Consider the following 1,119-nt stretch of genomic DNA (forward strand, 5'->3'; position numbering starts at 1 on the left):
CGGCGGGGCTCAGCGCGGCGGATCGCGACCTCGCACTTGCCGCGGCGATGCCGGAACGCCGCCTGCCCATGCCGCGCCTCGCGCCGCACCTGTCGCGCGAACTTGCCCGCGCGGCGCGCGGCACCATCGCGACGACACTCGACGCACCCCTGCAGCGCGCGGCGGAACGGCTGGTGGCGGAGATCCTGCCGTCGCTGCCGGACCGAGCCTCGGTCGCGCTCATCGTCGCGGACACGGCGTCGCGGGAAGCGCGCGCGATGGTTGGCGGCGCCTGGGGGTCGGAAGCGCGCGCGGGCACGCTCGACCTGACGCGCGCGGTGCGCTCGCCGGGCTCGGCGCTGAAGCCCTTCCTGTATGCGATGGCCTTCGAGCGCGGCATCGCCACGCCGGGCACGCTGATCGCCGACCTGCCGCGCCATTTCGGCGCCTATGCGCCCGAGAATTTTTCCCGCGACTTCGCCGGGCGCATCACGGCGGCGGATGCGCTGCGGTTGTCGCTGAACCTGCCGGCGGTCGCGCTGCTCGACCAGCTTGGCGCGCTGCGCTTCGCCTCGGCGCTGAAGGTGGCCGGGGCGGCGCCGCGCCTGCCGCGCGGGGCGGATCCGTCGCTGCCGCTCGCCCTGGGCGGCGCGGGGACGACGCTGCGGGAGATGGTGGCACTCTACGCCACCCTGGCCGATGGCGGCCGCGCGCTGCCGCTGCGGATGACGCCTGGCACGGCGGGAGAGGCACAGCAGGCGGTCGATCGCCGCGCGGCGGACCAGGTCGCGGCCATCCTCGTGCAGCGCTTCCCGGGCGGCGGGCCGGCCGGCGTGGCGTGGAAGACCGGCACCTCCTGGGGTGGGCGTGACGCCTGGGCCTTCGGGTTCGACGGGCGGCACGTGGCGGGCGTGTGGATTGGCCGGCCGGACGGCACGGCGATGCCGGGTGCGACGGGCCGCTCGCTGGCGCTGCCGGTGCTCGCACGCGTCTTCGCGCTGCTGCCGGAAGCACCGCGGGAGGGGATGCGCGTCGCGGCCGATGTGCCGCGCAGCGCCCCGCCGGCGGATCGCCTGCGCCTGCTGTTTCCGCCCGCCGGCGCGGCGCTGGCGGAAGGCGCGGGGCCGGTCACGCTGCGCG

Annotated in this window: 1 protein-coding gene; it reads left to right on the plus strand. The window is 77.1% G+C overall.

The genetic code is table 11. The features are described from left to right. The coding region (locus HW577_RS25410) for a penicillin-binding transpeptidase domain-containing protein (protein ID WP_269769600.1) at window positions 1-1,119 on the plus strand (1,119 nt) is incomplete at both ends.

Origin of the sequence: Neoroseomonas rubea, assembly GCF_016106015.1 — a bacterium.
GTDB lineage: Bacteria > Pseudomonadota > Alphaproteobacteria > Acetobacterales > Acetobacteraceae > Neoroseomonas > Neoroseomonas rubea.